The following is a 22,403-nucleotide window of genomic DNA, read 5'->3' as shown; positions in this document are numbered from 1 at the left end:
ACGGAGTGACGGCGGGCCCGGCGGCGGGGCGGGGCCGGGAGGGGTCAGACGTGTTCCAGGGCGAACCCGGACTTGATCCACTTGCTGGACTCGACCGCGATCGCGGCGGCCCGGTCACCCGGGGAGAGCTTCGGCAGGACCTGTTCGAGCTGGAAGAAGACCAGCGCGTTCCCGGTATTGGCGGTCTCGCCGACGCAGCTGACCTCCTCGGCGCCGCTCAGCCCGAGGCGCTCGACGATCCGGCTGGTCATCCGGGTGGACAGCTGCGGCGGCAGCAGGTGCGTCACCTCGCCCTCCTGCCAGCCGGCCTCGGCGAGCAGCCGGTGCAGGATCTGCTCGGCGAACAGCGGGACGGTCTCCTCGATAGCCTTGTAGTCCTCCCGGGCCGTCGGCCGACCGCTGTGCCGGTCGACCGGGCCGAACCACTCCAGCACCTGGCCCGGTTCCCGTCCCCGGCCGGCCAGTTCGACGAAGGAGGCCCGGACGGCGGTCGGCCCGGCGGCCGGGTCGGCACTCAGCACGGCGGCCCCGGCGGCGTCGCCGAACAGCACGTAGTTGACCAGTTCGGCCGGAGGGACGGCGCGCAGGTCGGCCGTCAGGTCGTAGTGCTTGGCGATGACGTCGCCGCCCAGCACCAGGGCGGTGCGGTGCCGGCCGGTGGAGAGCAGTTGGCGGGCGACGTCGATCGCCTGGACGGCGCCGGAGCAGCCGGACTGCAGCTGGTAGGTGGCCACGCCGTCGATGCCGAGCCGGTCGGCGATCACGTTGACGGTGGCGGGCATCAGGGTGTCCGGGGTGGCGGTGCCGAGCACCACGAGGTCCACGTCGGCGGGGTCGGTGCCCGCCGCGGCGAGCGCGCGCCCGCCGGCGGTGGTGCCCAGGTCGGCCAGGGTGTCGCGCTGCTCGCCGGTCTCCAGGTCGAGGGCGAGGTACCGGGTGCGGGTGCCGATGAAAGCGTCCACCCACTGCTCCCAGAGCGCGTCCATGCCGAACCGGCGGCCCAGGGCGGCGTTGTCGATGGGCGGGCCCGGCAACGCGGTGCCGGCCGCCAGGAGGCGGATCTCTGCGGGGTCCATCTGCGGTCTGCTCCCAGCCGGGTCGGAGTGCGCGTCGGGCCGAACGGCGGTCCGGCGCAGAGGTGTTCAGCAGGTGCTCAGCAGGTGCTCAGCGGTAGAGGACGATCGCCGAGGCGTACGCCTTGTGGGTCTCGACCGGCCGGAACTGGCGGAACCCGGTCGCCCCGCGCAGCGGGCCGGCCACCGCGACGGCCTTGATGGTCTGCTGCTCGCCGAGGGTCAGCCGGGCGTCGTCGACGATGCCGCCGGTGCGGATGACGTTGCCGTCGATCAGCCGGATCTCCTCCGAGAAGTAGCCCAGGAAGTTGCCCTCCGGGCCCTTGCGCAGCATCCGCCCGATGCCCTTGGTCGTCCCGACCAGTGCGCCCTGCTGGTCGCGCAGCTCGTAGCGGACGTGGGCGAGGTCGTCCAGCGTCGGGGTGGCCCCGCTGAAGTCGGAGTTGGTGGACTCGTAGCTGATCAGGGTCTCGGCGAGGTCGGTGAGGTGGAGCAGGTTGGCGGGGTCGCCGACCGGCGGGTTCGGCCCGGTCGGGCCGAGCGGCGGCACCGCCAGCCAGGCCAGCAGCCGGCCCCGCAGGGCCGCCGCGACGGGGGCCAGCGGGCCGGGGAGGGAGATCGATGCCATGCCACAACTCCGTTCAGCACAGGGACGGGACGGCGCCGGCGGAACGGCGCACCGATCACGCTAGGCAACGGCGCTAAACCGGCCCGGCGCGGCCGCTGAACCGATCTCCGCCGCCCGGCGAATGCGCCGCTTAACCGGCGACAAACGCCCATTGAATTGCCGTTGATTCCGGTCGGAACTGCCGTGGCCCGCGCCCGAGGTGCGGAACTAGCATGCGCCGGAGCAACCAGAATTCCCCCGGAAAACCGTTCCGGGAAATCCGACCGGGAGGCCGCGTTGTCCGCCAGTTCCGTCGAAGCACCGTCGTTCCCGGTGCGCCGCTCCTGCCCCTACCAGCCACCGGACGTCTACCGGGAGATCAGCACGCGGGGCCCGATCAACCAGGTCACCCTGTGGGACGACCGCCGCGTCTGGCTGATCACCGGTTACGCGGAGGCCCGCCGGCTGCTCGCCGACGAGCGGCTGTCCTCCGACCGCAGTTACGACGCCTACCCCACCATGGCCCCGCACCTGGGCGCGCCGGCCGCCCGCAAACTGGTGCTGGTGGGCGAGGACCCGCCGGTCCACCACCACCACCGACGGCTGCTCAACCCGGAGTTCAGCCTCAAGCACGCCCGGGCGCTGCGCCCCGACATCGAGCGGATCGTCAACGGACTGATCGACCGGATCGAGGAACTCGGCTCCCCCGCCGACCTGGTGGAGCACTTCGCGGCGCCCATCCCCTCGCTCGTCATGTCGGCGCTGCTGGGCATCCCGTACGAGGACCACGCCTTCTTCCAGACCGCCACCGCCGGCGTCATGCAGGGCCGGGACCCGGAGCACACCGAGGCCTCCGCCGCCGAACTCGTCCGCTACCTGGACCGGTTGGTGACGGCCCAGGAGCGCAAGCCGGACGAGAACCTGGTCGGCCGGCTGGTGGCCCACGTGGAGAGCGGCGAGCTGACCCACGACGAGGTGGTGCAGCTGGCCATGGTGCTGCTGATCGCGGGCCTGGAGACCACCTCCTCGATGATCCCGATCAGCGTGCTGGCCCTGCTGGAGCACCCGGAGCAACTGGCGGCGCTGCGCGACGGCGTGGTGCCGGCCGCCATCGCGATCGAGGAACTGCTGCGGATCACCGCGGTGACGGACTTCGCCGGGGTGCGCTGGATCACCGACGACATCGAGATCGACGGACTGGTGCTGAAGGCCGGGGACGGCCTGGTGGTCTCCTCCACCATGACCAACCGGGACGACCGGGTGCACGCCGAGCCGTACGAGGTCGACCTGGCCCGGGCCAGCCGCCAGCACCTGACCTTCGGCTACGGCATCCACCAGTGCCTGGGGCAGAACCTGGCCCGGCTGCAACTGGAGATCGCCTTCGAGACGCTGGTCCGCCGGCTGCCCGGGCTGCGGCTGGCGGTGCCGGCCGAGGAGCTGGTGATGCGCCGCACCGGCACCATGCAGAGCGTCGAGCGCCTGCCGGTGGCCTGGTGAGCGGGGCCGGGGTGCGGATCTCCACCGACCGGGACCGCTGCATCGGCGCGGGCCTGTGCGTGCTGACCGCGCCGGACGTCTTCGAGCACGACGACGACGGGCTGGTGACCCTGCTGGAGCCCGAGCCCGCGGCCGAGCGGGAGCAGGACGTCCGGCTCGCCCACCAGCTCTGCCCGGCCCGGGCCCTGACCGTGGAGGCCGCCCGACCGGAACCGTCCTGAGCGGGCAGGACCTAAAGCCGCCGGGAACCCTCCCGACTCCCGGCCGGCGGGGCGTCTCCGCAGGTCACCGATGCCCGACCGGCGGCCGGGCGCCCCGCCGAAGGCCGTCGGCCCGCATTCCGGGCCGACGGCCTTAACGGTGTCTAAGGGGTGATGGCCGCCGACCCTGACTTGTTTATACGCTCTTTCAGCACGCCGGTTCTCTGAACGCCCGTTCTCAGGAAGCCGGTTCCGGGACGCCGGTGCTCAGAACGCCGGCCCTTCCGGTACGCCGACCCATCCCATGTGACGGCCTCCCGGGCCGGGGGCCACTCGCCGCTCCGCCGGAATTCCACCCGCCGCATTCCGCGGCCACGGGGCGCCACGCGAAATCGCGACCGCCCCCGCCTCCGTTTTCTCCTCCCCTGCTATCGCTAAGGACTGAAATGACGCAATCGGCCGAGAATCGGTTGGACGGTCCGCTGGTCAAGCTGATCGTCGTCATGGCGCTCGCATCGGTCACCGCGACGCTGAACGCGACCATCGTCGGCGTCGGACTGAGCCCGCTGGCCGACAACTTCCACACCACGCTCACCACGGCCGAATGGGTCATCACCGGCTACCTGCTGGCGGTGGCCGCGACCATCCCGGTGACCGGCTGGGCGGTGGACCACTTCGGTGGCAAGAAGGTCTGGGTGTTCGGCCTGGTGCTCTACACCGTGACGGCCGTCGCCTCGGCGCTGTCCTGGAACATCGGCGCGCTGGTGACCTTCCGCATCCTCCAGGGCGTGGCGGCCGGCATCATCGAGCCGGTCATGATGACGCTCACCGCCCGCGCGGCCGGCCCGGCCCGGCTGGGCAAGGTGATGGGCCTGCTGGCGCTGCCGATGACCCTCGGCCCGGTGATCGGCCCGATCCTCGGCGGGGTCATCGCGGACAACCTGCACTGGAGTTGGCTGTTCCTGGTGAACGTGCCGATCGTGCTGGCGGCGCTGGTGTTCTCGTTCAAGGTGGTTCCCGCCGACGTCCCCGCCGAGGGCGAGCGCGCGACCTTCGACGTGCTCGGCACCGTGCTGCTGAGCCCCGGCTTCGCCGTCCTGGTGTACGGGCTGTCGCAGACCGCCCACGAGGGCTTCGGCTCCCCCACCGTGCTGGTGTCGCTGCTGGTCGGGGTGGCGCTGGTGGCCGGCTTCGTGGTGCACGCGCTCACCACCCGCCGCACCCCGCTGATCGACGTGCGCCTGCTCGCCAACAAGGGCTTCACGGCCGCGGTCGTGGCGATGGCGCTCACCGGAGCGGCGGTGTTCTCGCTGTACGTCCTGCTGCCGCTCTACCAGCAGCAGGTGCACGGGCAGAGCCTGATGGCCAGCGGGCTGCTGCTGGCACCCTTCGGGGTCGGCACCTTCCTCGGGATGCCGCTGGCCGGGCGGCTCAGCGACAAGGTCGGCGCCAACCTGCTGGTGCCGGTCGGCGCCGCGCTGGTGGTGCTCGGCACCCTGGGCAACGCGTTGTCCTCCGGGACCACCGGCCAACTGGTGCTCGGAGTCTACGCGTTGGTCTCGGGCCTCGGCCTGGGCTGCGTCGGCGCGCCCACGCTCGCCTCGCTCTACCGGACCGTGCCGCTGGAGAAGACCTCGGGGGCGACCAGCACCATGCTGTCGCTGAACCAGGTCGGCGGCTCCTTCGGCGTGGCCCTGGTGGCGCTGCTGGTCCAGCGCGGGGTCGCGAACGGCGACTCGGTCCGGGACGCGTACTCCACCGCCTTCTGGTGGGAGCTGGCGATGACCGCGGTCATCGTGGCCGTCGGCCTGCTCCTGCCCGGCCGGCCCAAGGCCTTCGCGGCCGCCCCGGTGCTGGAGGAGGTCAGCCCGCAGGACAGCGGCGAGCCGGTGGCCTCCTGACCGGCGGACAGCGGCGCGCACCGGACGGGCCCGAGGGTCCGTCCGGTGCGCGCGGGTTCATGCGGTGGGTACGGTGGGTGCCGTAGGTGCGGTCGGCCGCCGGTCAGCGGTCGACGAACTGCCGGCTGAACTCGGTGAGCCGGTCACCGGCGACCTGCCCGGCGGGCACCGCGGCCTCGATCGCCGCCAGTTCCTCCGCGCCGAGGGCGAGCGTCGCGGCGGCGAGGTTCTCCTCCAGGTGGTCGATCCGTCGGGTGCCCGGGATCGGGACCACGTCCTCGCCCCGGTGGTGCACCCAGGCCAGCGCCAACTGACCGACGGAGACGCCGAGTTCGATGGAGAGCGGCTCCAGCCGGTCGACCAGCGCGAGGTTGCCCGGGAAGTTCTCCGGGGTGAACCTCGGCTGGGCGACCGTCCGGAAGTCGGTCGGTCCGAACACCTCGGCGGCCCGGTAGCGCCCGGTGAGCAGGCCCCGGCCGAGCGGCGCGTTCGGCACGATGCCGATGCCCAACTCACGCGCCAGCGGCACGACTTCGGTCTCCAGCTCGCGGGAGAACAGCGACCACTCGGTCTGCACCGCGGCCAGCGGGTGCACGGCGTGGGCGCGGCGGATGGTCTCCGGGGCCGCCTCGGAGAGCCCGATGTACCGCACCTTCCCGACCCGGACGAGCTCGGCCAGCGCGCCGACCGTCTCCTCGATCGGCACCGAGGGGTCGATCCGGGCCGGGTAGAAGAGGTCGATGTGGTCCAGCCCGAGCCGCTCCAGCGAGGCGTCGGCGGCCTGCCGCACGTAGGCGGCGTCGCCGCGCACCGCCTGCCCGATCCCGTCACCGGTGCGCAGCACCCCGAACTTGGTGGCCACCACCGCCTCGTCGCGCCGGCCGGCCACCGCCCGGCCGACCAACTCCTCGCTCAGGCCGTGCCCGTAGACGTCGGCGGTGTCGATCAGGGTGACCCCCAGGTCGAGCGCCCGACGAATGGTGGCGACGGCCTGCTCGGGGTCGGTCGGGCCGTAGAACTCGCTCAGGCCGAGGGCGCCGAGCCCCTGGGCACCGACTTCCAGACCGCCCAGGCGGCGGGTGGGAACATCGTTCACTCGAATCGCTCCGTCATCGCTCGGGGTTCCGGTACTGCCTCCCCCAAGCGTGCCGAAGGGGGCTAAACCGCACCCAAACGGCGGCGGGGCGGTACCGGTGGCGGAGCGGTGCCGGTGCTGATGGCGGAGCGGTGTCAGGCCCGTACGGCCGCGGGCGTCCGCCGGGCCGGGCCCTCGCCGCGCACCTCCAGGATGGTGCGCTGGAGGTTGCGCAGCCAGCAGCCCGGCTCCAGGCCGAGCTCCCGGTTGAGCGTGTCGCGGGCGGAGTGGTAGACGCCCAGGGCCTCGGCCTGCCGGCCCGAGCGCCACAGGGCCAGCATCAGCTGGGCGTAGAAGCTCTCCTGCAACGGGTGCTCGCGGATCAGGCAGCGCAGCTGGGAGACCACCTCGCGGTCCCGGGAGAGCATCAGCTTGGACTCCACCAGCAGTTCGCTGCACTCCAGTTGGAGCTCCTGGAGCCAGGCCGCGAAGGTGTTGACCACCGGACCGGCCTGCAGCCCGGCCAGCACCGGGCCGCGCCACAGGGCGACGATCCGCTCCAGCAGCTCGCAGGCCTCCTCGTACCGCCGCTCGCGCATCATCGCCCTGGCGGTCGGCAGCTGCTCCTGGAGGGCCTGGAAGTCGACGGCCCGCGGCGGCGTCCACAGGACGTAGCCGGGCGCCCGGGTGATGACCGGATCGGGCTCGCCGGGGCGGGTCAGCAGCTTGCGCAGCTGCGAGACGTACACGTAGACGGCGTCCCGGGCGCGCTGCGGCGGATCGGCGGGCCACAGCTCGCGCACCAGGTCGTCCACCGAGACCACCTGGCCCATCCGGGCGAGCAGGACGGCCAGCACCGTCTCGGTCTTGCGGGACGTGATGACGACCTGGCCGTCCGTGTCGCCGACCCTGAGCGGGCCGAGTACCTCGTACCTCACCGGTGCTCCTCCTCCGCGCTCACCCTGCCCACCGCCCTCCGCGCCGTGCGCACCGGCGCGACCGTGGCCGGCGGCCGTCCAGCGCCTCAACAGCCCCTGGTGGACGGCTATTCCCGGAGGCCGGTCCGGGCCCGGGCGGGCCCGGACCGGCCCGGTCACGACGCCCGGCGGTGCTCCTCGACCACCAGGCGGACCAGCGCCGCGCGGGAGCCGATGCCCAACTTCCGGTAGGTACGGGCGATGTGCACCTCGACGGTACGGGCGCTCAGCCCGAGCCGGTCGGCGATCTCGCGGCTGCGCAGCCCGGTGCCGGCGAGTTCGGCGATCTCCCGTTCCCGCCCGGTGAGCAGGTCCAGGGTCGGGCTGCCGTACGGACCGGCCCCGGTCGGCCCGCCGGTCGGCCCGCCGGTCGCGGGCGGCGGGGCGCCGCCCGGCGGACGGCCGGACCCGGCCCGGTCGGCCCCGTCGGGGCGGTCCTCGCCGCCCAGCCGCACGGTGGCCTCGGTGAGCAGGGCGCGCGATCCGGTGCGGGCCGCCATCTCGTCCGCCGCGGCCAGCAGTTGGCCGGCCACCCGGTCGTCGGCCGGGCCCCCGCGGCCGAGCGCGGTGAGGGCCGCGCCGAGCCAGTGCCCGGCCAGTTCGGTGTCCCCGGTGCGCAGCGCCGTACGGGTGGCCGCGGTGAGCACGGCCGCGTCCCGCGGGTCCAGCCCGGGGGTGGCCCGTTCGATGTGCGGGGCGAGCCGGTCGGCGGGGGCGCCGCGGGCCGTGAGGAGCTCGATGGCCCGGCGGTGGGCGTCGGCGCGCCAGCAGCTGTCGGCGCCGTCGTAGACCAGCCAGCGCACCAGCGGGTGCCGGAACCCGCTGTGCGGGCTGCCGGCGAGCGGTCGCAGCAGGTCGAGCCGGCGCAGTTCGTCGAGGATCCGGCAGGCCTCGTCCTGAGTGGTGCCGGCGACCGCGGCGACCCCGTGCGGGTCCAGCTCGGTGCCGAGCACCGCGGCGGCCGCGAGGACGAGCCGCTGGCGCGGGCCGAGGACGGCGAGTTCGGTCACCAGGTGGCGGGCCAGCCGGTCGGGCAGGGCGGCGTCCGGCGGCAGGCCCCGCAGGTCCGCGAGCGAGCCCTCGGGGCGGCCGGAGAGCCGGCCCGGGCAGACCCTGGCGAGGGCCAGCAGGTAGAGCGGGTTCCCGTGGGCGTCCCGGTGCAGGGCGCGCGTCCGGGGGTCGGTGGCGGGCAGGTCGAGCAGTTCGGCGGCCCGGGCCAGGTCGAGCCGGCCGAGCTCGATCCGGCGGGTGGTGCCGAGCTGGCTGCCGCGGGCCAGGCCCGCGAGCAGCCCCTGCGGGGCCTGCCGGGGCCGGTGGGCGACCACCAGCGCGAGCGGGGCGCGCACCGGCCAGCGGATCAGCCGGTCGAGCAGCGCGAGCGAGCCGGGGTCGGCCGCGTGGACGTCGTCCAGCACGATCAACAGGCCCCGGCAGGTGTGCTGTTCGAGCAGCGCGCAGAGGCGCTCCGGGACCGGGCAGCCGCCCGCCGGGTCCACCGACCCGGCGATCCGGCGCATCACCGCGAGCAGTTCGTCGCGCAGCCCGGCCCGGTCGGCGAGGCCGATCCAGGCGCGCAGGACCTGCACGAACAGGCTGCCGGCCATGCCCTGTTCGGCCGGGTCGGCCAGGGCGCGCAGCACGGTGAAGCCGCGGGCGGCGGCCTCCTCGGCGAGCGCGGTGAGCAGGCGGGACTTGCCGCTGCCCGGGTCTCCGGCGAGCTCCACCACCTGCTGCCGGCCGTTGGCCACTTCGTCGAGGACGGACTGGAGTTGGTTCAGTTCGGCGCGTCTGACGGTGTCCGTGCGGGCACGGTCACGGGTCACGACGCGGGTCTCTCGGGCCTCTCGATCGTCTCGGGCTTCGCGGATGTCTCGGGTCTGCTGGACTGCGATCACGGTTGCTGCCCCTTCCCCCTCCCCCGTGGCGGGCGGAACTGGCGGATCCCCCCAACCTCGGTCGATCGTAGCTTCGAACACCGATCAACTGGCCGGACGAAACAAGGATTTCACGATTCCCGCGACCGCTCCGGCGACCGCTGCGGAGCTCGCGTTTCAGAACCTGTTTGGCGCCGTGCGCCAGGCTCGGCCCCTCCACCGGTCCGGCCCGTGACCACCGACCGACCGGACCGATCCGACCCGAGGGGCCCGTCATGACCAGTCCGACCGGAGCCGATCCGCGGCTCGCACCGCCGCCGCGCGAACGGCGGCACACCCTGTACTTCCTGGAGGCGATCCGGGACTTCTCCCCGGTCTTCCTGGACACCGAGGTGGACGCCACCCGGCTGCTCGCCGACCGGGCCGCGGCCCGCGCGGCCGGACAGCGCCGCTCGGTGGTCGGCTACCTGCTGGTGGCCGCCGGCGGGGTGCTGGCCCGCCACCCGGCGGCCAACTCCGCCTACCGGGGCGGCCCGCGCCCCCGGGTGGCCGCGTTCCCGACGGTGTCCGGCAAGGTCACCCTGGACCGCACCCTGGGCGGCACCCGGGTGGTGCTGTCCACCGTCGTCCCCGAGCCGCACACCGCCGGCCTCGCCGAGGTGCAGCGCCGGCTGGACCGGGTGCTGGACGGCGATCCGGCCGAGCTCCCCGAGTTCGCCGGCATCCGCGCCCTGCACCGGCTGTCCTGGCTGCGCGGCCGCCTGCGGTTCGCCCGCGCGGCCCGCGACCTGCGGCTGCGCCCGCTGATCACCGGCACCTTCGCGGTCACCTCGCTCGGCCACCGGCCGGTCGACGGCTTCCACTCGGTGGGCGGCACCACCGTCACCCTGGGCGTCGGCCGGATCGTCGAGCGCCCCGTGGTCCGGGACGGCGCGATCGTCGCCGCGCCGGTGTTCCGGCTCAGCCTGGCCTTCGACCACCGGGTCATCGACGGCGCGGAGGCGGCGGACGTCCTGACCGAGATCCGGGCCGCACTGGAGGAGTGGCCCGCTCCCGGGGACGACGGAGCGCCGGGCGGGGCGACGGGCGAGGCGACAACCGGTCAGGCCGGCACGCCCGTCCCTTCGGAGGCGACGGCATGACCGGCCGCCCCCCGGCGAACGACCTCGCCGAACTCAAGCAGTTCGTGGTGGCCCAGGCGACCTCCCAGGGCATCACCCCCGACCGGTACGGGGTCGTGCTGGACGGTGTCGTGGACGACGGCGACGGCGGCCCCGGCTCCTGGGTGCGCCGCTGGACCGAGGCGGGCGACCGGCTGGAACGCGAGGGCAGGCTGCTGGAGGCCGGCCGCTACTACACGATGGCCCGCTTCCCCTACCCGTCCGGCTCGGCCCGCCGGGAGGCCGAGGAGCGCGCCCGGGACGTGTTCGCCCGCTGGGCCGCCGACTTCCCCGGCATCGAACGGATCGAGGTGCCCACCCCGGCCGGCCCGGTCGCCGCCTGGGCGGGCGGGCTGTCGGCGGAGCAGCCGCGACCGCTGCTGCTGATGTCCGGCGGGATCATCAGCCTCAAGGAGCAGTGGGCGCCGGTCCTGCTCCAGCTGGCCGAGTTCGGCCTGGCCGGGGTGGTCACCGAGATGCCGGGCGTCGGCGAGAACCCGCTGCCGTACGACCTGACGGCGCCCGCCCTGCTGCCCGCCGTCCTGGACGCCGTCGCCGACCGCGCCGACACCGCGCGGACGTACGCGCTGGCGCTCAGTTTCAGCGGCAACCTGGCGCTGCACGCCGCGCTCGGCGACCCGCGCATCCGCGGCGTGGTCGGCGCCGGCCTGCCGGTGCACGACTTCTTCACCGACCGGGCGTGGCACGCCACCGTTCCCCGGGTCACCGTGGACACCCTCGCCCACCTCGCCCGCACCGACGCCGGCTCGGTGTTCGACGCCCTCGCCCCGCTCGCCCTGGACCCGGACCGGCTGAGCGCCGTCGACGTCCCGGTCGCCCTGGTCGCCAGCGCCCGGGACGAGATCATCCCGCCCTCCGACACCGACCGGCTGCGGCGCTCGCTGCGCAGCCTGCGCCTGCGGGTGCACGACGACGTGCACGGCTCGCCCCGGTTCTTCCCGCAGACCCGGCTGTGGACGCTGCTCACGGTGCTGCGGATGAGCGGCGGCCCGCTGGACCGCCGGCTCGCCCTCGGCGCCGAACTGCGCGCGCTGGACCGGCGCTAGCGACGGGCGGCAGGGAACGGAGGAGCGGCACCGGGGCCGTCCGCACGTACGTACGTAGTTCCGCTGATGCGCGGACGGCCCCCGTGGGACACCCTGAGCCGGACGACACGCCCTCAGGAGGCCCACGGTGAGATACCAGTTGCTCGGAAGCCTGCACGTCACCACGGAGCACGGCACCTCGGCCGTCAAGGCCCGGAACATGGAGGTGCTGCTCGCGACCCTGCTGGTCCGCGCCAACGAGGTGGTGCCCGTCCCGCAACTCGGCTTCGAGATCTGGGGGGACGCCCCGCCCCGACGCCACCTGGCGGCGATCCACGTCTACATCTCGCGGCTGCGCAAGCTGCTCGCCGACGGCCGCCCGGAGAGCGCCATCGTCACCCAGTCCCCCGGGTACGTGCTGCGCCTCGGCCCGGAGGACCGGCTGGACTCCGACGACTTCCAGCACCTGATGCAGACCGGACGGGCCGCCGCCCGGGACGGCCGCACCGAGCAGGCCGCCGCCGCCTTCGAGGAGGCCCTCGCCCTGTGGCGCGGCCCCGCGCTCGGCGACCTGCGCTCCGGGCCGGTCCTGGAGGGCTTCACCACCTGGGCCGAGGAGGCCCGGCTGGAGTGCGTCGGCATGCACGTCGAGACCGGCCTGGCCACCGGGCGCCACCGCGAACTCATCGGCCGGCTCTACTCCTTGGTCGCCGAGCACCCGCTGCACGAGGCCTTCCACCGGCAGCTGATGATCGCCCTCTACCGCTCCGAGCGGCAGGCGGACGCCCTGCGGGTGTACCGCGCGGCCCACCGCACCATCACCGCCGAACTCGGCATCGAGCCCGGACGGGCGCTGCGCGAGGTGCAGCGGGCGATCCTGCTGTCCGACCGGCGGCTCGACCTGCTCCGCCCGCAGTGGGGCGAGCGCTCCGGGCCCGCCGAGTCGGGCGACCAGGCCGACCGGACCGAACGGCGGGCGGCGGCGTGAGCGCCGCGGCCGCTTCCGTCGACAGTTCCCTGTGGGTACGCCGGTTCAGTGCCCCCGGCACCCCTCGCATCCCCGACCCGGCCGACCCGGCCGGCTCGGCCGACCCGCCGTTGCGCCTGCTCTGCCTGCCGCACGCCGGCGGCTCGGCCTCGGTCTTCCGACCCTGGGCCGCCGCGGCCGGGCCGGACGTCGAGGTGCTGGCCCTGCAGTACCCGGGCCGTCAGGACCGCTACCGGGAGCCCGCCGTCGCGGACCTCACCCGGCTCGCCGACCTGGCCGCGCCCGCCGTCCGGGCCGCCGTGGGCGACGGCCGCTACGCCCTGTTCGGCCACAGCATGGGCGCCCTGCTGGCCTTCGAACTCACCCGCCGACTGGAACGCGACGGCCGCGCCCCGGAGTTGCTCACCGTCTCCGGCCGCCGTGCCCCCTCCACCCGGCGCGACGGCGAGTACGCCCACCTCACCGACGACCGCTCCCTCGCCGCCCACCTGCGGGACCTCAGCGGAACCGACCCGCGACTGCTCGCGGACGAGGAGGCCCTCCAGATGATCCTGCCGGCCGTCCGCGCCGATCTCGCCGCCGTGGGCGGCTACTTCGCCGGCCCGGAGGTCACCGTCGCAACCCCGGTCCTCGCCCTGATCGGCGACGCCGACCCCTGGGTCACCCCCACCGAGGCCGCCGCCTGGCAGCGCCACACCACGGCCGCCTTCGAGCTCGGGATCCACCCCGGCGGCCACTTCTACCTCGACGGACGCCGGCAGGAACTCCTCGCCCTCCTCGACGACCGCCTCACCACGGCCCGCCGCTGACCGCCCACCGCGCCCCGCCGGAGTGGGAAGTCGACCCCGCCGACTTCCCACTCCGGCTTCCGCCGTTCCCGCCAGAGCCGGGAGCCGGGAGCCGGGAGCCGGAGGCTTCTCCCCGAGCAGAAACCCGGCTGACAACCGCTGATGACTCCGCGACCATCAGGCGATGACCACAGAACCGCATCGGCTGTCCCTCCGCATCGTCGTGCCACCACTCGGAACCAGGGCCGGCGCCGAATGCCGACCGGTCGTCGACGGGCGGGACGTCCTGACCGACGTGTTCGACGAGGGGCCCGCAGAGGATCCTCGCTACCTGGTGGGCCCGAGCGCGCCGCTGCATGCGACCGACGTCCCTCGTGAGGTTCGGCTGGCCGAGGCCGGGTGCACCGAAGGGTGCTGCGGTGCGGTCTACGTGACGATCAGGCGCGAAGGGCAGCACGTGGTCTGGAGCGGCTGGCGCAACCCGGTCACCGAGGAGGTCGATCTCCCGGAGTTCCGCTTCGACGCCGATCAGTACGAGGCGGAGATCCACCGGGCCACGACGGACCGCAGCTGGGAGTGGCCGGCCCGAACGGTCGCCCGACTGCTGGAAGAGCGGCTCCGGGAGCACACCGACTGGCCGGCGGCGTGGGACTGCGAGCTGGACGGCGTCTCCGCCTGGCCCTGGGAACCCGACCGGATCACCGTCTTCCTGTTCCATCCCGGCCGGTCCGCGATCAGGGAGGGCCGCCCCTGGCTCCAGTTCAGGATGACCGTTGCGATCTCCGGAGACGACCCGGCCGACCAGGCCGAACGCCTTGAGGCGCGCCTCACGGCCGAGGATCCCCGCGAGGCCGCCGAGGTTTGCGGAGGTTCGAAGGCGTTCGCCGACCAGCTCGGCTACCCCTGGCCCGACCGTCGACGACGCGCTCGGACCGCGGGCGGGGCCGGGGAGGCAGCACGCCAGGAATAGGGGCTCTCCGCCGGTGGCGGGCTCCTGGGCCCGGGAGCGGGCCCAGGAGTGCGGGGCTACCGGGGTGCGGCGGGGTACGCGGCGGTCGCGCGGATCTCGACGAGGAGTCCCGGGCTGGCGAGGCCGCTGACCCCGATGATCGTCCAGGTCGGGTAGGGGGCTTCGACGAGGCGCCGCTTGGCCTCGACGAAGCCGGGCAGGTGCTGGTGGATGTCGACGTGGTAGCTGGTGACGTCGACGAGGGCGGACATGTCGAGGCCCTCCAGCCGGAGGATCTCCTCGATCTTCCGGAGGGCGATCCCGGTCTGCTCCTCGATCCCGTCCGGAATGGTTCCGTCGGCGCTGCGGCCGATCGTTCCGGCGATGAACAGGAGGCCGTGGGCGCGGACCGCGGCGGAGTAGCCGAAGCTCGCGAAGGCGCTGGTGGTCTGCCCGAAGACTGCGTTGTCCTCGGGGACCTCGACGGTGTGGACGGTCATGGCGGTGCTTGCCCTTCCTCGGTGACGGGAGTGGTGGGTTCGGTGGACTCAGTCGCGCCAGCGGGACGAACGGCCGGTGTGCTCCAGCCGGGTCCGGCCGAAGGTCTCGCGTTCGCGCAGGAGTTCGCCGGGGATCGTGTACCGGGGTGCGTTCCCGGGGTCCTTCGCGGCCTGCGCGACGATCGCGTCGGTGAGGGCGCGGATCATGTCCAGCCGCGGGTAGGCGGCGTGCACGGCGTCGGCCTGCTCGTCGGTGACGGCGTCGAGGCGGTCGGTGCCCGGTGAGCGGCCGAAGTCGAGGGCGACGCCCTCGCGGACGAGCAGGCACAGCGTGCCGCGGCGTTCCGCGATGCCCGGGGAGGTGTGCAGGGCGATGGCCTGCCAGACCTGGTCGGCTTCGGCGGCGGGGACCCCGCGGTCGGTCAGGAAGGCGGCGGCCCGGTCGGCGCCTTCGACCTCGAACCGCTGGCTGTGCGGGCCGTCCGCCGCCACGCCGAGGTCGTGCATCGCGCACGCGGCGAACAACAGGTCGTCCTGGTAGTCGTGGCCGGCGGCCAGGCCGAGGCGGTCGGCCACCAGCCGGGCGAACAGGTAGCTGCGGATGCTGTGGTTGAAGACGGACGGCGTTTCCACCGGCCGGATGAGGTTCACGACGGCATCGGCGAGCGGTGTGCCGGGCAGCGTGATCAGGTCGGCGGTCGCCTCGTGGGTGGGTCCGGTCATGGACTCAGCCTGGCCGCGACGCCCCTGACCTGGTGAGAGGCAAAATTTCCATACTTCGCTAGGATCCTGCCATGACGGTGCATCGAGTCGCGGTCCTGGCGCTGGACGGGGTCACCCCGCTCGACCTGGCGATCCCGGCGCAGATCTTCTCCAGCCGACCGGAGACCCCCTACGAGATGACCCTGTGCGCGCCCACCGCGCGGGTGGCCACCAGTGCGGGCTTCGCCCTGGTCGCCGACGGGGGTCTGGAGCAGGTGCGGGCCGCCGACACCGTGGTCGTGCCGGGATTCGAACCGCTCCTCCCGTTGCCGGACGCCGTGCTCGACGTCCTGGCCGAAGCCCGCGGCCGGGGCAGGCGCGTGGTGTCGATCTGCACGGGCGCCTTCGCACTGGCCGCGGCGGGCGTCCTGGACGGGCTGCACGCCACCACCCACTGGAAGCACATCGACGAGTTCGAGCGGGGCTTCCCGGCCGTCACGGTCGACCGCGACGTGCTCTACGTCGACGAGGGCGACGTGCTCACCTCGGCCGGGGTGTGCTGCGGCATCGACCTGTGCCTGCACATCGTGCGCCGCGACCTGGGGGCGGAGGCGGCCAACCGGATCGCCCGCGCTCTGGTCGCCGCCCCCCACCGGGACGGCGGGCAGGCCCAGTACGTGCCGGCTCCCGTCGCGGTGGCCGGTGAGGCCTCGCTCTCCGGCACCCGGGGCTGGGCCCTGCACCGGCTCGGCGAGCCGCTCACGCTGCGCGTGCTCTCCCGGCACGCGGGCCTCTCGCAGCGCACCTTCATGCGCCGGTTCACCGAGGAGACGGGCACGACCCCGTTGCAGTGGCTGCTCAACGCCCGGATCGGCCGGGCACGGGAAATGCTGGAGACCACGGAGCGCTCGGTGGACCAGGTGGCGCGGGACTGCGGGCTGGGCACGGCGGCCAACCTGCGGCTGCACTTCCGACGCACCCTGGACACCACCCCCACCGCCTACCGCCGCACCTTCACCCGCTCGACCCCGCACGGTCCGGCCGGTTCACCGGCGGCCCCGTGCGCGACTGCGGGATGAGAGCGGGAAGGGCCCGGCGCCGGCCGGAGTCAGGCCCTTCCCCCTTGACTACAAACCGAGTTGACGGTCAATCAGGTCGAACAGGGCGTCGCCGTCGGCCTCCTCCAGTCGGTCGGTGAAGTCGGCGTCCGGCTTCGCCGCGCGTGCGGCGCGGACCTGGTCGAGGGCTGCTTGGAGCCGGGCCGCCAGCTGGTCCAGTTCGCCCGCTCCGGCTGCTCCCGCCGCCCCGGCCGTCAGTTCGGCCAGGGTCGCCTCGACCTGGTCGAGACCGGCCGGCCCGGTGCGGTCCTCCGCCGGGGCCACCAGAGCGGTGAGGTGGCGGGCCAGGGCGGCGGCGGTGGGGTGGTCGAACAGCAGCGTGCTGGGCAGTCGCAGCCCGAGCAGGGTGCCCAGGCGGCCGCGCAGTTCCACCGCGGTCAGCGAGTCCAGGCCCAGGTCCAGCAGCCCCCGCTCCACCGGTACGGCGGCCGGGTCGGCGTGGCCCAGGACCTCGCCGACCGAACGGCGCACCAGGTCCAGGACGGCCCGGCCGCGTTCCTGCGGGGGGAGCCCGGCGAGCGCGTCCCGGCCTTCCGGAAGGGCGGGGGCCGGAAGGGCGGGGGCCAGAAGGGCGGGGGCCGCCGCCGGGGCGGCGCCCGTCGGCCGGGAGCCGAGCAGCTCGCGCAGGGCGGCCGCCGGTCCGGTGCCGGGCCCGCCGGCCCCGGGTGCCGCCAGCCGGGCCGCGACCGCCACCGGACGGCCGGCCGCCAGGGCCTCGTCCAGCAGCCCGAGGGCGCTCGCGGCGGGCAGCGGGGCGATCCCGGTCCGGACGATCCGGGCCCGGTCGGCCGCGCTCAGGGCCTCCCCCATGCCTTCGCCCTCCCACAGGCCCCACGGGAGGGACAGCGCGGGCAGGCCGAGTTCGTGGCGGTGCCCGGCGAGGGCGTCGAGGAAGGAGTTCGCGGCGGCGTACGAGCCCTGCCCGGCCGTCCCGAGCACTCCGGCGACCGAGGAGAACAGCACGAAGGCGTGCAGCGGCAGTTCCCCGGTCGCCTCGTGCAGCGCCCAGGCGCCGTCGACCTTCGGCCGCAGCACGGCGGCGACCCGCTCCGCCGTCAGGCCCTCGACCAGCCCGTCGTCCAGGACGCCGGCGGCGTGCACCAGCCCGGTGACCGGAAGGCCGTCCGGCGCCTGCGCCAGCGCGGCCCGTACGGCCTGCGGATCGGCCACGTCGCCCGCGACCGGGACCGCCACGGCCCCCAGGGCCGCCAGTTCCTCCGCCAGCCCGGGCGCCACCCGCCCGCTCCGGCTCATCAGCACCAGCCCGCGCACCCCGTGCGCCGCCACCAGGTGCCGCACCAGGACCGCCGCCAGCGCGCCGGACGCGCCGGTGACCAGGACGCTCCCGGGACCGAACGCCCCGGTCGCCCGGGTCGCGCCGGTCGCGCCGGCCTGTGCGGCTCCAGCAGCCGCCGCTGTCAGGCGCGGGGCCAGGATCCGCCCGGCCCGCAGCAGGAGGTGCGGTTCGTCCTCGGGCCAGGCCACGGCGGGGAGGTCCGCGAGGCGGTCGGCCGGGAGGTCGGTGTCCACCAGCAGGACGCGGCCGGGGTGTTCGGCCGCGGCGGAGCGGACCAGCCCGCCGGCCGCCGCCGCGGCGAGCGCCGCCGGGCCGTCCTCGACCGCGGCGGGCAGGACGACGACGAGGCGCGAGGCCTCGTACCGGCGCCCGGTCAGCCAGGTCCGCAGGGCGGTCAGGGCCCAGCCGGTGGCGTGGGCCACCTGCTCGGGCACGGGACGGTCCGCCGGGAGCGGTGGCAGGGGCAGCAGGACGACCGGCGGCACCGGGCCGGTCAGGTCGGCCGGGCTCTCCACCAGGGCCGCCGGGCGCGGGGCCGCCGGGAGGGCGAGCGGGCGGGTGCCGGGGACGAGCAGCGGGTCGGCGGGGCGGGCGGCACCGAACCGCCCGGCCGGGACCTCGGCGAGTTCGAGGGCGGCCGCGTGCAGCAGCGGGGCGCCGTCGGCGTCGTAGAGGGTCACGGCGGCGCGGTGCTCCCCGTCCGGCGCAATCCGGGCCCGCAGCGCTCCGGCGGGGACGGCCCGGTACGCACGGACCTCGCGCCAGGCGGCGGGCAGTCGCAGGGTGGTGCGGCCGTCGGACGGCAGTCCGGCGTGGGCCCAGGGGTGGAGGGCGGCGTCCAGGGCGGCGGGCGGCACGGCGAAGCGCCGGTCGCCGTCCCTGGCGCCTTCGGCGGGGCCCGCGAGTGCGGCCCACAGGGTGCCGTCGGGCTGCTGCCAGGCGGCGGTGACGGTGCGGAAGGCGCCGCCGTAGCCGAGGCCGTGGGCGTCGAGGGCGGCGTACAGCTCCTCGGCGCCGACCGGCCGGGCGCCGGGCGGCGGCCAGCTGCCCGCGGGCGGAACCGGCGCCGTCGGGGCGGGCGCCGTCGGAGCGGGCGCGAGCACGCCGGTGGCGTACCTGGTCCAGGGCTCCTCGGCGGCGCCGTCGGGCCGGGCGTGGATGCGCACGGCCCGCTCGCCGGCGTCGTCCGCCCGGTCCAGCGCGACCTGGAGCCGCAGCGCTCCGTCGGCCGGGAGCAGCAGCGGGGCCTCCAGGTCGAGGGCGGCGACCACGGGCAGCCCGGCGGTGCGGCCCGCGTGCAGGGCGAGGTCGAGCAGGGCGGTCGCGGGCAGCACGGTCGCGCCGGCCACGGTGTGCCCGGCGAGCCAGGGGTGCTCGCGCCGGTCCAGGCGGCCGGTGAGGACCGTCCCGGTGCCGTCGGCGAGGTCGACGGCGGCGCCGAGGAAGGGGTGGCCGGCGGTGCTGAGCCCGGCGGCCCGCACGTCGCCCGCGGGGGCCGGGGCGTCGAGCCAGTGCCGGGTGCGCTGGAAGGGGTAGGTCGGCAGGCCGGGGTGCGGGGCCCCGGCCGCGCCCAGCACGGCGGGCCAGTCGACGCTGCCGCCCGCGGTGTGCACGGCGGCGACGGCCCGCAGCAGGGTGGCCGCCTCGCCGCGCCCGCGCCGCAGCACCGCCGCCGTGACGGCGGGCGGGTCCTGCGGGTCCTGCCGGTGCTGCGGATCCCGAGGGCTCTCCGGGTCCTGCGGCCCTTCGGCCAGCACGTCCTCGACCAGGGCGGTCAGCAGGGTGTCCGGCCCGATCTCCAGGTAGCGCACGGTGCCGAGCCCGCGCAGCGCCCGGACGCCGTCGGCGAACCGGACGGTCCCGCGCACGTGACGGGCCCAGTAGTCGGGCGAGGCGGTCTCCTCCGGACCGGCCGGGCGGCCGGTCAGGTCGGAGACGAACGGGACGGTCGGAAGGCCGAAGGCGAGACCGCCGAGGGCGGCCCGGAAGTCGTCCAGCATCGGGTCCATCAGCGGGGAGTGGAAGGCGTGGCTGACGGTCAGCCGGCGAGCCTTGGCCCCCGTCGCGGCGAGCCGGGCGGCGACCGCGAGCACGGCGTCCTCCTCGCCGGAGACGACGGTGGCCCGCGGACCGTTGACGGCGGCCACCGAGACCCGGTCGGTGTACCCCTCCAGCGCGGCGAGGACCTCCGGCTCGGAGGCCCGGAAGGAGAGCATGGCGCCCTCGGCGGGCAGCGCGTCCATCAGCCGGCTGCGCGCGGCGACCAGGGCGACGGCGTCCGCCAGGGTGAGCACCCCCGCGGTGTGGGCCGCGGCGACGGCGCCGATCGAGTGCCCGAGCACGGCGTCCGGCCGCACCCCCCAGTGGGCGAGCAGCCGCACCAGGGCGAACTCCACCGCGAACAGAGCGGGTTGGGTGTAGGCGGTGCGGTCCAGCAGGCCGGTGTCCTCGAACAGGACCTCCCGCAGCGGCCGTTCCAGGTGCGGGGTGAAGGCCGCGCACACCTCGTCGAGGGCGGCCGCGAACTCCGCGTGGGTCGCGTACAACTCCGCGGCCATGCCGACGCGTTGGCTGCCCTGGCCGGTGAAGACGAAGGCCGTCCGGCCGTCCCGGGCGGCGGCGCGCAGCAGGCCCGGGGAGTCCGTCCCGGCGGCCAGCGACCGCAGCCCGTCGAGCAGTTCGGCGCGGGAGCCGCCGACCACCGCCGCGCGCTGCTCGAAGGCCGTCCGGGTGGCGGCCAAGGCGGCGCCCGCAGCGGCGAGTTGCTCCTCGGGCAGGTCGGCGGCGAAGGCCAGCAGCCGCTGCGCCTGGTCGCGCAGCGCCGGTTCGGTGCGCGCCGACACCGGCCAGGCCACCGGCGCGGCGGGCTCGGTCGCAGCGGTAGCAGTGGTCCCAGCCGGCACGGTGGTGTCCGGCGCCTGCTCCAGGATCACGTGCGCGTTGGTGCCGCTGATCCCGAAGGAGGACACGCCCGCCCGGCGCGGCCGGTCGAGCTCCGGCCACTCCCGTGCCTCGGCGAGCAGTTCCACCGCGCCGGCCGTCCAGTCCACGTGCGGCGAGGGCGCGTCCAGGTGCAGGGTCGCGGGCAGCCGGCCGTGCCGGATGGCCTCGACCATCTTGATCACGCCCGCTACGCCCGCCGCCGCCTGGCTGTGGCCGATGTTCGACTTGATCGAGCCCAGCCACAGCGGGTGCCCGGCCGGGCGCCCCTGCCCGTACGTCGCCAGCAGGGCCTGGGCCTCGATCGGGTCGCCGAGGCGGGTGCCCGTCCCGTGCGCCTCGACCGCGTCCACGCCGTCCGCCGTCAGCCGGGCGGCGGCCAGCGCGGCCCGGATCACCCGCTGCTGGGCGGGGCCGTTCGGCGCCGTCAGGCCGTTCGACGCGCCGTCCTGGTTGACGGCCGTGCCCCGCACCAGGGCCAGCACCGGATGCCCGTTGCGGCGGGCGTCGGAGAGGCGTTCCAGGACGAGCACGCCCGCGCCCTCGGCCCAGCCGGTGCCGTCGGCTCCGGCCGCGAAGGGCTTGCAGCGCCCGTCCGGGGCCAGCCCGCGCTGGCGGCTGAACTCGACGAAGGTGGCGGGGGTGGCCATCACGGTGACGCCGCCGGCCAGGGCGAGGGTGGCCTCGCCGCTGCGCAGCGCCTGGGCGGCCAGGTGCAGCGCGACCAGCGAGGAGGAGCAGGCGGTGTCCACCGTGACGGCCGGGCCCTCCAGTCCGAGCGCGTAGGAGACCCGGCCGGAGGCGACGCTGCCGGCGCTGCCGCTGACCAGGTAGCCCTCGTAGCCCTCCGGCGCCTCGGGCGCCTGGCTGAGCCGGGAGCCGTAGTCGTCGTACATCACGCCGACGAAGACACCGGTCCGGCTGCCGCGCAGCGCGCCCGGGTCGATGCCGGCCCGTTCGACGGCCTCCCAGGCGGTTTCCAGCAGGATCCGCTGCTGCGGGTCGGTGGCCAGCGCCTCGCGCGGGCTCATGCCGAAGAAGGCGGGGTCGAAGTCGGCGGCGTCGTAGAGGAACCCGCCCTCGCGGGCGGCGGACGTGCCGGGCCGCTCCTGGTCCGGGTGGAAGAGCCGGTCCAGGCGCCAGCCCCGGTCCTCGGGGAACGGGCCGACCGCGTCGACCCGGTCGGCGACCAGCTGCCACAGCTCCTCGGCGGAGCGCACCCCGCCGGGGTAGCGGCAGCCGATGCCGACGATGGCGATCGGGTCGTCGGCGGCCTCGACCGGCGGCTCCGCCGACCGGTTCGCTGACCGGTTCGCCGCCTGGTCCTCCGGCCGGTCCTCCCCGACGCCGGGGACCGACGGCAGCAGCGCGTCGCCCAGGTGGGCGGCCAGCGCCGCCGGGCTCGGGTGGTCGAAGACCAGGGTGCTGGAGAGTGCCAGGCCGGTGGTCGCGTTCAGCCGGTTGCGCAGGTCGACGGCGGCCAGCGAGTCGAAGCCCTGCTCGGTGAAGGAGCGGTCCTGCTCGACGGCCTGCGGTCCGCCGTGCCCGAGCACCGCGGCAGTGGCGGTGCGGACCAACTCGACCAGCAGCAGGGCGCGTTCGGACTCCGGCAGGGCCGCGAGGCGGTCCGCGAGCGGGGTCGCGCCCGGCCCGGCTGCCGCCGGGGCGGGCGCCGCGCGGCGCGGGGCCGGGCGGTCCGGGCGGGCCAGGC

General features: G+C 75.4%; 17 protein-coding genes. 9 read left to right on the top strand and 8 right to left on the bottom strand.

The features are described 5' to 3' along the window. Window positions 1–44: 44 nt before the first annotated feature. On the bottom strand, window positions 45–1,076 hold the full coding sequence (locus ACFXPX_RS23585) for a 3-oxoacyl-ACP synthase III family protein (RefSeq protein WP_380643079.1): 1,032 nt from the start codon (window positions 1,074–1,076) through the stop codon (window positions 45–47). Between the two features lie 88 nt (window positions 1,077–1,164). Further along, complete coding sequence (locus ACFXPX_RS23580) at window positions 1,165–1,701, bottom strand: hypothetical protein (protein ID WP_380643078.1); 537 nt, start codon at window positions 1,699–1,701, stop codon at window positions 1,165–1,167. Window positions 1,702–1,977: 276 nt separating this feature from the next. On the opposite strand from ACFXPX_RS23580, the gene ACFXPX_RS23575 reads away from it, so the two are divergent. From ACFXPX_RS23575 to ACFXPX_RS23565, 3 genes are all read left to right on the top strand, one after another. After that, window positions 1,978–3,177, top strand: a complete 1,200-nt coding sequence (locus ACFXPX_RS23575) for a cytochrome P450 (RefSeq protein ID WP_380643076.1) — start codon at window positions 1,978–1,980, stop codon at window positions 3,175–3,177. After that, window positions 3,174–3,398, top strand: a complete 225-nt coding sequence (locus ACFXPX_RS23570; RefSeq protein ID WP_380643074.1) for a ferredoxin — start codon at window positions 3,174–3,176, stop codon at window positions 3,396–3,398. The genes ACFXPX_RS23575 and ACFXPX_RS23570 overlap by 4 nt, the downstream gene beginning before the upstream one ends. 425 nt (window positions 3,399–3,823) lie before the next feature. Next, complete coding sequence (locus tag ACFXPX_RS23565) at window positions 3,824–5,278, top strand: DHA2 family efflux MFS transporter permease subunit (protein ID WP_380593556.1); 1,455 nt, start codon at window positions 3,824–3,826, stop codon at window positions 5,276–5,278. Between the two features lie 103 nt (window positions 5,279–5,381). Here ACFXPX_RS23565 and ACFXPX_RS23560 read toward each other — a convergent pair whose 3' ends face one another. From ACFXPX_RS23560 to ACFXPX_RS23550, 3 genes are all read right to left on the bottom strand, one after another. Next, window positions 5,382–6,374: an aldo/keto reductase gene (locus ACFXPX_RS23560; protein ID WP_380643072.1), complete on the bottom strand. Its 993-nt coding sequence runs from the start codon at window positions 6,372–6,374 to the stop codon at window positions 5,382–5,384. A gap of 134 nt (window positions 6,375–6,508) precedes the next feature. Then, the gene (locus tag ACFXPX_RS23555; protein WP_380528064.1) at window positions 6,509–7,291 is read right to left on the bottom strand and encodes a BTAD domain-containing putative transcriptional regulator; all 783 of its coding nucleotides are present in this window, start codon (window positions 7,289–7,291) and stop codon (window positions 6,509–6,511) included. 155 nt (window positions 7,292–7,446) lie between these two features. Continuing rightward, window positions 7,447–9,153 carry an AAA family ATPase gene (locus ACFXPX_RS23550; protein ID WP_380643070.1) on the bottom strand — a complete coding sequence of 569 codons (1,707 nt, stop codon included), beginning with the start codon at window positions 9,151–9,153 and terminating at the stop codon, window positions 7,447–7,449. Between the two features lie 326 nt (window positions 9,154–9,479). Here ACFXPX_RS23550 and ACFXPX_RS23545 point away from each other — a divergent pair, with 326 nt between their 5' ends. The 5 genes from ACFXPX_RS23545 (at window position 9,480) to ACFXPX_RS23525 (ending at window position 14,156) form a co-directional block, all read left to right on the top strand. Next, complete coding sequence (locus ACFXPX_RS23545; RefSeq protein ID WP_380528054.1) at window positions 9,480–10,346, top strand: 2-oxo acid dehydrogenase subunit E2; 867 nt, start codon at window positions 9,480–9,482, stop codon at window positions 10,344–10,346. Then, on the top strand, window positions 10,343–11,431 hold the full coding sequence (locus ACFXPX_RS23540; RefSeq protein WP_380643068.1) for an alpha/beta hydrolase: 1,089 nt from the start codon (window positions 10,343–10,345) through the stop codon (window positions 11,429–11,431). Before ACFXPX_RS23545 ends, ACFXPX_RS23540 begins: the two co-directional genes overlap by 4 nt. A 127-nt stretch (window positions 11,432–11,558) precedes the next feature. Next, window positions 11,559–12,398, top strand: coding sequence for a BTAD domain-containing putative transcriptional regulator (locus tag ACFXPX_RS23535; RefSeq protein WP_380643066.1), 840 nt, complete (start codon window positions 11,559–11,561; stop codon window positions 12,396–12,398). Then, window positions 12,395–13,207, top strand: coding sequence for a thioesterase II family protein (locus ACFXPX_RS23530; RefSeq protein ID WP_380528045.1), 813 nt, complete (start codon window positions 12,395–12,397; stop codon window positions 13,205–13,207). The genes ACFXPX_RS23535 and ACFXPX_RS23530 overlap by 4 nt, the downstream gene beginning before the upstream one ends. 163 nt (window positions 13,208–13,370) lie before the next feature. Next, window positions 13,371–14,156 carry a hypothetical protein gene (locus tag ACFXPX_RS23525; protein WP_380643064.1) on the top strand — a complete coding sequence of 262 codons (786 nt, stop codon included), beginning with the start codon at window positions 13,371–13,373 and terminating at the stop codon, window positions 14,154–14,156. Window positions 14,157–14,212: 56 nt separating this feature from the next. Here the strand turns inward: ACFXPX_RS23525 and ACFXPX_RS23520 are convergent, their stop codons facing one another. Both ACFXPX_RS23520 and ACFXPX_RS23515 read right to left on the bottom strand, forming a co-directional pair. Then, a complete protein-coding gene (locus tag ACFXPX_RS23520; RefSeq protein ID WP_380643062.1) occupies window positions 14,213–14,635 on the bottom strand; it encodes a Rid family hydrolase in 423 nt (140 codons plus the stop codon). 48 nt (window positions 14,636–14,683) lie between these two features. Beyond that, window positions 14,684–15,358: an HD domain-containing protein gene (locus ACFXPX_RS23515; protein ID WP_380528032.1), complete on the bottom strand. Its 675-nt coding sequence runs from the start codon at window positions 15,356–15,358 to the stop codon at window positions 14,684–14,686. Between the two features lie 71 nt (window positions 15,359–15,429). Between ACFXPX_RS23515 and ACFXPX_RS23510 the strand changes: the two genes are divergently transcribed. After that, window positions 15,430–16,416 (top strand): GlxA family transcriptional regulator, encoded by a 987-nt coding sequence (locus tag ACFXPX_RS23510; protein ID WP_380643060.1) that lies wholly within the window; start codon window positions 15,430–15,432, stop codon window positions 16,414–16,416. Between the two features lie 48 nt (window positions 16,417–16,464). Here ACFXPX_RS23510 and ACFXPX_RS23505 read toward each other — a convergent pair. Further along, the coding region (locus ACFXPX_RS23505) for an SDR family NAD(P)-dependent oxidoreductase (RefSeq protein WP_380643058.1) at window positions 16,465–22,403 on the bottom strand (5,939 nt) is incomplete at its 5' end.

Source organism: Kitasatospora sp. NPDC059146 (assembly GCF_042786665.1).
In the GTDB taxonomy this organism is placed as follows: domain Bacteria; phylum Actinomycetota; class Actinomycetes; order Streptomycetales; family Streptomycetaceae; genus Kitasatospora.
The sequence above is the reverse complement of the archived record's forward strand: the minus strand, read 5'-3'. Positions and strand labels throughout refer to the sequence as shown.